At 76.0% G+C, this 10,292-nt stretch carries 1 protein-coding gene; it reads left to right on the forward strand.

Annotated features, from left to right (window positions below; genetic code table 11):
• The coding region (locus ABT263_RS37935; protein ID WP_352298279.1) for an SDR family NAD(P)-dependent oxidoreductase at positions 1-10,292 on the forward strand (10,292 nt) is incomplete at both ends.

Genomic DNA, 10,292 nt, shown 5'->3' on the forward strand with positions numbered 1-10,292 from the left:
AGAGCCTGAAGGCACAGGGCCGCAAGGTCAAGCAGCTGACCGTCTCGCACGCCTTCCACTCGGCGCTGATGGAGCCGATGCTGGCGGATTTCGCCACCGTGCTCACCGGCGTCACCTGGGACGAGCCCCGGTTCCCTCTCGTCTCCAACGTCACCGGCCGACCGGCCGAGCCCGGCCAACTGGCCGATCCCGCCTACTGGGTGGACCATGTCCGCCGCCCGGTCCGGTTCGCCGACGGCGTCGCCACGGCGGCCGCACCCGGTGGCGCGGTGTTCGTCGAACTCGGCCCCGGCGCGGCACTGAGCGGTGTGGTGGACGAGACGGTCGACGGCCGAGCCGTGTCGGTGGCCGCGCTGCGCGACGGCCGCCCGGAGGCGCCCGCCCTGCTGGCCGCGGTGGCCGAACTCTTCGTCCGGGGCGTCGAGGTGGACTGGGTGAAGACCCTCCCCGCCGGAGCCGGCGCCGCCCGGGTGGAGCTGCCCACCTACGCCTTCGACCACGAGCACTACTGGCTCCGGATGCTGGCCTCGGTGACCGACGCGGCGGCCCTGGGCCTGACCGGCGCCGGTCACCCCCTGCTCGGCGCGGTCGTCCAACTGCCGCAGTCCGACGGCCTGGTGTTCACCTCCCGGCTCTCCCTGCGCACCCATGACTGGCTCGCCGACCACGCCGTCGGCGGGATCGTGCTGGTCCCCGCCACGGCGCTGGTGGAGCTGGCCGTCCGGGCCGGCGACGAGGTCGGCTGCGGCACCCTCGACGACCTGGTCGTCGAGGCGCCGATCCTCCTGCCCGAGCACGGCGGGGTCCGCGTCCAGGTCGCCGTCGGCGGCCCCGACGCGCACGGCGCCCGCACGGTGGAGGTGTACTCCGCCCGCGAGGACGCCACCGACGCGTGGACCCGGCACGCCACCGGCACCCTGACGGCGACGACGGACGCCGACGGCCCGGAGTTCGACTTCACCGCCTGGCCCCCGGCCGGCGCGCAGCCGGTCGACCTCGGTGGCCTCTACCCCGACCTGGTAGCCCAGGGCTACGCCTACGGCCCGGCGTTCCAGGGCCTGCGGGCGCTCTGGCGGCGCGGCGAGGAGCTGTTCGCCGAGGTCGCCCTGCCGGAGGACCAGCACGACGAGGCCGACCGCTTCGGCATCCACCCCGCGCTGCTCGACGCGGCCCTGCACCCGGGCCTGCGGGACACCGTGGCGGCCGACGCCGACCGGCTGTGGCAGCCGCTGCGCTGGGGCGGGCTGGTGCTGCACGCCACGGGCGCGGCGGCCCTGCGGGTGCGCCTGGCCCGGCTCGGCGTCGGCACGCTGGCCTTCGAGGCCGCCGACGAGACCGGCGCCGCCGTGCTGGCGGCCGACTCCGTGACGCTCCGCCCGGTCGCCGTCGAGCAGTTGGCCGCCTCGGCGGGCGCGACCGGTGGCGACGCGCTGTTCCGGGTGGAGTGGACCGAGCTGCCCCCGGCCGCCGCTCCGGCCGCCGTGCGGTGGACGGTGCTGTCCGGTGCGGCCGAGGTGGCCGCGGTCGCCGCACCGGCGGACGGCGCGGGCGCGCCGTCCGTGGTGGTCCTGGACGCGGTCGGGGACGGTACGGACGAGCACGCGGTGCTCGGTCTGACCGGCCGGGTGCTGGCGGTCGCGCAGTCCTGGCTGGCCGCGTCCGGCCTCGAAGGCTCCCGACTGGTGGTGCGCACCCGGGGTGCGGTGCCCGCCGGTGGCGACGCCGTGGTGACGGACCCGGCGGGTGCCGCGGTCTGGGGTCTGATCCGGGTCGCGCAGGCGGAGAACCCGGACCGGATCGTGCTGCTGGACACCGACACCGAGACCGACACCGAGACCGACACCGAGGCCGACACCGACCTCGGTACCGTCCTGGCCGCCGTGCTGGCCACCGGTGAGCCGCAGGTCGCCGTCCGGGGGGCGGCCCTGTCCGCGCCGCGCCTGGTCCGCGCCACCGACGGCGCCGCGACCGACGGTCCCGCCGCGTTCGACCCCGAGGGCACCGTCCTGGTCACCGGCGGCACCGGCTCGCTGGGCGCGCTGCTGGCCCGGCACCTGGTCACCGGGCACGGCGTCCGGCACCTGCTGCTGGTCAGCCGCCGGGGTCTCGGCGCCGAGGGCGCACCGGAGTTGGCGGCGGAGCTGGAGGATCTCGGTGCGACCGTGACCGTCACCGCCTGCGACGTGGCCGACCGGGAGTCGGCGGCCGCCCTGCTGTCCGCGGTGCCGGTCGAGCATCCGCTGACGGGTGTGGTGCACACCGCGGGTGTGCTGGACGACGGGGTGTTCGGGGCGCTGACGCCCGAGCGGCTGGCCCTCGTGTTCGCCCCGAAGGTGACCGCGGTGCGGCACCTGGACGAGCTGACCCGTGAACTGGCGCCGGAGCTGCGCTCGTTCGTGCTGTTCTCGTCGGCCGCCGGGGTCTTCGGCTCGGCCGGTCAGGGCAACTACGCGGCGGCCAACGCCTATCTGGACGCGGTCGCCCACCGGCGCCGCGCCGACGGCCTGCCCGCCGCGTCGCTCGCCTGGGGCCTCTGGGAGCAGGCCGGCGGCATGGCCGCCCACCTCACCGAGGCCGACCAGACCCGGGTGAACCGGGGCGGGTTCCTGGCGATCGCCCCGGCGGAGGGCCTGGACCTCTTCGACGCGGGCCTGCGGGGCGGCCGGGCCGTGACCGTGCCGATCAAGCTCGACCTGCGCGCCGTCCGGGCCGAGGCCGCGTCCGGCCGCGGCGTCCTGCCGCTGCTGCGCAGCCTGGTGCCGGCCGGCCGACGGGCCGTCCGGACCGCCTCCGGGCTGGCCGACCGGCTCGCCGGGCTGGCGGTGGCGGAGCAGGAGACGCTGCTGCTGGACCTGGTCCGCACCCATGTCGCGACCGTGCTCGGACACGCCGGCGCGGCGAACGTCAAGGCGGAGAAGGCGTTCAAGGACGCCGGCTTCGACTCGCTCACCTCCGTCCAACTGCGCAACCGGCTCCGCGAGTCGACCGGGCTCAACCTGCCCACGACCGTCGTCTACGACTACCCCACGCCGGTCGCGCTCGCCCGCTTCCTGCGCGAGGAGCTCGGCGACACCGCCGCCGCTGCCGCCGTCCCGACGGTGGTCGCGGCCGACCTCGACGAGCCGATCGCCATCGTCGGCATGGCCTGCCGGCTGCCCGGCGGCGTGGTCACCCCGGAGGACCTCTGGCGGCTGGTCTCCGAGGGCCGGGACGCGGTGTCCGGCTTCCCCGAGGACCGCGGCTGGGACGTGGGCGGCCTCTTCGACGACGACCAGGAGAACATCGGCACCTCCTACGTCGACCAGGGCGGCTTCCTGCACGACGCGGGGCTCTTCGACGCGGGCTTCTTCGGGATCTCGCCGCGCGAGGCGCTGGCGATGGACCCGCAGCAGCGGCTGCTGCTGGAGATGTCCTGGGAGGCGCTGGAGCGGGCCGGGGTCGACCCGGCCGCGCTGAAGGGCCGGGACGTCGGGGTGTTTTCCGGCGTGATGACCCAGGGCTACGGGATCGGCGGTGTCATCCCGCCGGAGCTGAGCGGCTTCACCGCCACCGGCTCCGCGATGAGCGTGGCCTCGGGCCGGGTCTCCTACGTGTTCGGCTTCGAGGGCCCGGCGGTCACCGTGGACACGGCGTGCTCCTCCTCGCTGGTGGCGATGCACCTGGCCGCGCAGGCGCTGCGGTCCGGCGAGTGCTCGCTGGCACTGGCCGGCGGCGCGACGATCATGGCGACGCCGCACACCTTCGTGGAGTTCTCGCGACAGAAGGCACTCGCCCCCGACGGGCGGTGCAAGGCGTTCTCCTCGACCGCCGACGGCACCGGCTGGGGCGAGGGCGCGGGCGTGGTGGTGCTGGAGCGGCTCTCCGAGGCCCGGCGCAACGGACACCGGATCCTGGCGGTGCTGCGCGGCAGCGCGATCAACCAGGACGGCGCGTCGAACGGTCTGACCGCGCCCAACGGCCCCTCGCAGCAGCGGGTGATCCGCAAGGCGCTCGCCAACGCGGGCTTGGCCGCCTCGGACGTCGACGCGGTGGAGGCGCACGGGACGGGGACCTCGCTGGGTGACCCGATCGAGGCGCAGGCGCTGCTGGCCACGTACGGGCAGGGGCGCGGGGACGGGGAGGCACCACTCTGGCTCGGCTCGGTCAAGTCCAACGTCGGCCACACCCAGGCCGCGGCCGGGGTGGCCGGTGTGATCAAGATGGTGGAGGCGCTGCGGCACGGTGTGCTGCCGCCCACCCTGCACGTCGAGGCCCCGACGCCGCAGGTGGACTGGTCGGTCGGCGCGGTGGAGCTGCTGACCGAGGCGCGGGAGTGGCCGGAGACCGGCCGCCCCCGGCGGGTGGGCGTCTCCTCCTTCGGGCTGAGCGGGACCAACGCGCACCTGATCCTGGAGCAGGCGCCCGAGGAGGAGCCGGCCGAGGCCGGGCCCGCCCCCGACGCCGTGGTGCCGCTGGTGGTGTCGGCGGCCTCGACGGTCTCGCTGGCCGGGCAGGCCGAGCGGCTGGCGGCCTTCGTCGAGGCGTCCGCGCCGGTCTCACCGGCCGCGGTGGCCGGTGTCCTGGCGACCCGGCGGGCGGCGCTCGGTGAGCGCGCGGTGCTGGTGGCGGGCTCGCGGTCCGAGGTGCTGACGGGGCTGGCCGCGTTGGCGCGCGGGGAGTCCGCGCCGGGGTTGGTGACGGGCAGTGTGTCCGGTGCGGGCCGGACGGTGCTGGTGTTCCCGGGGCAGGGCTCGCAGTGGGTCGGAATGGGGCGTGAACTGCTGGACTCCTCCCCGGTGTTCGCCGAGCGGGTCGCCGCGTGCGCGGCGGCGCTGGAGCGCTGGGTGGACTGGTCGCTGGAGGACGTCCTGCGCGGCGAGGCCCCGGCCGAGCTGCTGGAGCGCGTCGACGTGCTCCAGCCGGCCAGTTTCGCGGTGATGGTCGGTCTGGCCGCCGTCTGGGCGTCGGTGGGCGTGCTGCCGGACGCCGTGGTCGGGCACTCGCAGGGTGAGATCGCGGCGGCCTGCGTGGCCGGTGCGCTGTCGTTGGAGGACGCCGCCCGGATCGTCGCGGTGCGCAGCCAGGTGATCGCGGGCAGCCTCGCCGGACGCGGCGGGATGGCGTCGGTGGCGCTCTCCGAGCCCGAGGCCGTCGAGCGGCTGGTGCGCTGGGCGGACCGCGTCGAGGTCGCGGCCGTCAACGGCCCGGCCTCGGTGGTGGTCGCGGGTGACGCCGAGGCCTTGGACGAGGCGCTGGAGGTGCTGGCGGCCGACGGTGTGCGGGTGCGCCGGGTGGCGGTGGACTACGCCTCCCACACCCGTCATGTCGAGGCGATCGAGGAGACCCTGGCGGAGGCCTTCGCGGACATCCGCAGCCAGGCCCCGCTGGTGCCGTTCCTCTCCACCGTCACCGGTGAGTGGATCGACGAGGCGGGCGTGCTGGACGGCGGGTACTGGTACCGCAACCTGCGCGGTCAGGTCCGGTTCGGCCCGGCGATCGCGACGCTGCTGGACCAGGGCCACACGGTGTTCGTGGAGTCGAGCGCGCACCCGGTGCTGGTGCAGCCGGTGAGCGAGATCGTGGACGAGGCCGGGGCCGAGGCCCTGGTCACCGGGACGCTGAGGCGGGACGAGGGCGGCCCGCGCCGGCTCTTCGCCTCGATGGCCGAACTCCACGTCCGCGGCGTGGCCGTCGACTGGACCGGTGTGCTGCCGGCCGGCGCCGAGACCGCCCAGGTGGACCTGCCCACCTACGCCTTCGACCAGCAGCACTACTGGCTGCGGACCTCCCCGGCCACCGACGCGGCCTCGCTCGGCCAGGCCACCGCCGACCACCCGCTGATCGGCGCGGTGGTCCAGGTACCCGAGACGGGCGGCGTGCTCTGCACCTCCCGGCTCTCCCTGCACACCCACCCCTGGCTGGCCGACCACGCCGTCGGCGGCGCCGTCCTGGTGCCCGGCACTGGTCTGGTCGAGCTGGCGGTACGGGCCGGTGACGAGGTCGGCTGCGGCACGCTGGACGAGCTGGTGATCGAGGCCCCACTGGTCCTGCCCGAGCACGGCAACGTGCGGGTCCAGGTCACCGTCGGCGGCCCCGACGGGGCGGGCGCCCGCGGTATCGGCATCTACTCGGTCCGCGAGGACGCGGCCGGGGACACCGGCGCGGACGCCTGGACCCGGCACGCCACCGGGACCCTGACGGCGACCTCGGACGCCGGTGGTCCCGCGTTCGACTTCACCGCCTGGCCGCCCGCTGACGCGGAGCAGCTGGGTGTCACCGGCGGCTACGAGCTGCTGGCCCAAGCCGGTTACGGCTACGGGCCGGTGTTCCAGGGCGTGCGGGCGGTCTGGCGGCGCGGCGAGGAGCTGTTCGCCGAGGTCGCCCTGCCCGAGGACCAGCGGGACGCCGCCGGCCGGTTCGGCATCCACCCCGCGCTGCTCGACGCCGCCCTCCACCCCGTCATGCTGGACGTGGCGCTGGGGGACCCGACGGGCGCGAACCGGGCGGGCGGCGAGTCCGAGGTGCACCTGCCGTTCGGCTGGAACGGGCTGCGGCTGCACGCGGCCGGTGCCTCGGCGCTGCGGGTGCGCCTGGTGCGGGCCGACGCGCAGACGCTCGCGCTGGAGGCCGCCGACGAGACCGGCGGAGCCGTCCTGACGCTCCGTTCGCTGGTCTCGCGCGCCGTCTCGGCCGACCAGCTGGGCAGCGCGGGCGGCGACGAAGGCCGCGACGCGCTGTTCCGGGTGGAGTGGACGGAGCTGCCCACCGGTACCGCTCCCGGCCTGGAACTCCCGCCGGCCTGGGTGCCGGTGGCCTCGCCGGACCACGTGGCCATGCTGACCAACGGCTCGGGCGTGCCCCCCGTGGTCGTCCTGGACGCGGTCGGGGACGGCCCGGACGAGCACGCGGTGCTCGGCCTGACCGCCCGGGTGCTGGACGTCGTCCAGGCCTGGCTGAGCACCCGGGGGCTGGACGCGGCGCGGCTGGTCGTGGTCACCCGCGGTGCGGTGCCCGCCGGTGGCGACGCCGCGGTGACGGACCCGGCGGGTGCGGCGGTCTGGGGTCTGATCCGGGTCGCGCAGGCGGAGAACCCGGACCGGATCGTGCTGCTCGACACCGACGCCGCCCCCGGGACGGACGTCGAACCGGTGCTCGCCGCCGTGCTGGGCACCAACGAGCCGCAGGTCGCCGTCCGCGGGACGGCGATGTACGTGCCCCGGATCGCCCGGGCCACGGCCCCGGCCGACGAGGCCGCGGCGTTCGACCCCGAGGGCACCGTCCTGATCACCGGCGGCACCGGCACCCTCGGCGGCCTGCTGGCCCGGCGCCTGGTCACCGGGCACGGGGTCCGGCATCTGCTGCTGGCCAGCCGGAGCGGCCTGCGGGCCGAGGGCGCAACGGAGTTGGCGGCCGAGCTGGAGGGTCTCGGTGCGACGGTGACCGTCACGGCCTGCGACGTGGCCGACCGGGAGTCGGCGGCCGCACTGCTCTCCGGCGTGCCGGCCGAGCACCCGCTGACCGGGGTGGTGCACACCGCGGGTGTGCTGGACGACGGGGTGTTCGGGGCGCTGACGGCGGAGCGGCTGGCCCTCGTGTTCGCCCCGAAGGTGACCGCGGTGCGGCACCTGGACGAGCTGACCCGTGAACTGGCGCCGGAGCTGCGCTCGTTCGTGCTGTTCTCGTCGGCCGCCGGGGTCTTCGGCTCGGCCGGTCAGGGCAACTACGCGGCGGCCAACGCCTATCTGGACGCGGTCGCCCACCGGCGCCGCGCCGACGGCCTGCCCGCGATGTCCCTGGCCTGGGGCCTCTGGGAGCAGGCCACCGCGATGACCGCCCACCTCGACACCGCCGAGGAGGCCCGGACCGGCCGGAGCCGGAGCCGTTCGCTGGCCTCGGACGAAGGCCTGGACCTCTTCGACGCGGCGCTGCGCACCGGCGACGCGCTGCTCGTCCCGATCAAGCTCGACCTGCGGTCCATGCGCGCCGACGCGGCGGCGGGCCGCGAGGTGCCGCCGCTGCTTCGGGGGCTGATCCGGGCGAGCCGGCAGACCGCGCGGTCGGCGGCGGCCGACGGAACGGCCGGGCTGGCCGGCCGGCTGACCGGGCTGACGGTGGCCGAGCAGGAGGCACTGCTGCTGGAACTGGTCCGCGGCCACGCGGCGACCGTGCTCGGGCACGCGGGACCGGAGGGCGTGAAGACCGACACGGCGTTCCGCGACTCCGGCTTCGACTCCCTGACCTCCGTCGAGCTGCGCAACCGGCTGCGCGAGGCGACCGGTCTGAAGCTGCCCGCGACGGTGGTCTTCGACCACCCGACCCCGCTCGCCCTCGCCCGGCACCTGCACGAGGAGTTCGGCCACGTGGCCGCCGAGACCGGCGCGGCGGCGCCGGCGGTCGTGCTCGCCGACCCGTCCGAGCCGATCGCGATCGTCGGCATGGCCTGCCGCCTGCCCGGCGGTGTGGCGAGCCCCGAGGACCTCTGGCGGCTGGTCAGCGAGGGCCGGGACGCGATGTCCGGCTTCCCGTCCGACCGCGGCTGGGACCTGGACGGCCTCTTCGACGCGGACCCGGACAAGGCCGGGACCTCCTACGTGGACCAGGGCGGCTTCCTGCACGAGGCGGCGCTGTTCGACGGGGGCTTCTTCGGGATCTCGCCGCGCGAGGCGCTCGCGATGGACCCGCAGCAGCGCCTGCTGCTGGAGACCTCGTGGGAGGCGCTGGAGCGGGCCGGCATCGACCCGGCCACGCTCAAGGGCACCGATGTCGGCGTCTTCTCCGGCCTGATGGGCGCGGGCTACGGCTCCGGCAGCGACGTACCCGCCGAGCTGGAGGGCTTCGTCACGACCGGCGCCGGCAGCAGCGTGGCCTCGGGCCGGGTGTCCTACGTGTTCGGCTTCGAGGGCCCCGCGGTCACCGTGGACACGGCCTGCTCGTCGTCCCTGGTGGCGATGCACCTGGCCGCGCAGGCGCTGCGGACCGGTGAGTGCTCGCTGGCCCTCGCCAGCGGCGCGGCCGTGATGACCGGCCCCGGCGCGTTCGTGCAGTTCTCCCGCCAGCGCGGTCTGGCCTCGGACGGCCGGTGCAAGTCCTACGCGGACGCGGCGGACGGCACCGGCTGGGCCGAGGGCGCGGGTGTGGTGGTGCTGGAGCGCCTCTCGGAGGCGCGGCGCAAGGGGCACCGGGTGCTCGCGGTGGTCCGCGGCAGCGCGGTGAACCAGGACGGCGCGTCCAACGGGCTGACCGCGCCGAACGGGCCCTCGCAGCAGCGGGTGATCCGCAAGGCGCTGGCCAACGCGGGCCTGTCCACCGCCGACATCGACGCGGTGGAGGGCCACGGCACGGGCACCGTGCTGGGTGACCCGATCGAGGCCCAGGCGCTGCTGGCCACCTACGGCCGCGGCCGCGACCCGGAGCGGCCGCTCTGGCTGGGCTCGCTGAAGTCCAACATCGGTCACACCCAGGCGGCTTCCGGGGTGGCCGGTGTGATCAAGATGGTCCAGGCGCTGCGGCACGGCGTGCTGCCGCCCACCCTGCACGTGGACGCGCCGTCCTCGCAGGTGGACTGGACGGCGGGCGCCGTCGAGTTGCTGACCGAGGCGCGGGAATGGCCGGAGACCGGCCGCCCCCGCCGGGTGGGCGTCTCCTCGTTCGGGCTGAGCGGGACCAACGCGCACCTGATCCTGGAGCAGGTGCCGGAGGAGAACGCGGTGGAGCGGCCCGCCGTCGAGCCGACGGGTGTGGTCCCGCTGGTGCTGTCGGCGAAGAGCGCGGGCTCGCTGGCCGGGCAGGCCGACCGGCTGGCGCCCTTCGTCGAGACGTCCGGGGCGGGGACGGCGGAGATCGCCGCCGCGCTGCTGGCGCAGCGGGCGCTGCTGTCGGAGCGCGCGGTGGTGCTGGCGGGCTCGCCGGAGGAGGCGCTGGCCGGGCTGAGCGCCCTGGCGCGCGGGGAGTCCACCGCCGGTGTCGTGACCGGGGGTGGCCAGGCCCGGACGGTCCTGGTCTTCCCGGGTCAGGGGTCGCAGCGGGTCGGGATGGGCCGTGAGCTGGCGGAGCGGTACCCGGTGTTCGCCGAGGCCTTCGAGGCGGCCTGCGCGGCGCTGGACGCGCGGTTGGCGGGGTGGGCCGAGCACCCGGTCAAGGACGTGGTGTTCGGTACGGCCGGATCGCTGGACCAGACCGTCTACACCCAGGCCGGGTTGTTCGCGGTGGAGACGGCGCTGTTCCGGCTGATCGAGTCCTGGGGCGTCCGGCCGGACGCGGTCATGGGCCACTCGATCGGTGAGATCACGGCCGCGCACGTGGCCGGGGTGCTC

Source organism: Kitasatospora sp. NPDC001603, assembly GCF_040298365.1.
Classification (GTDB): domain Bacteria; phylum Actinomycetota; class Actinomycetes; order Streptomycetales; family Streptomycetaceae; genus Kitasatospora.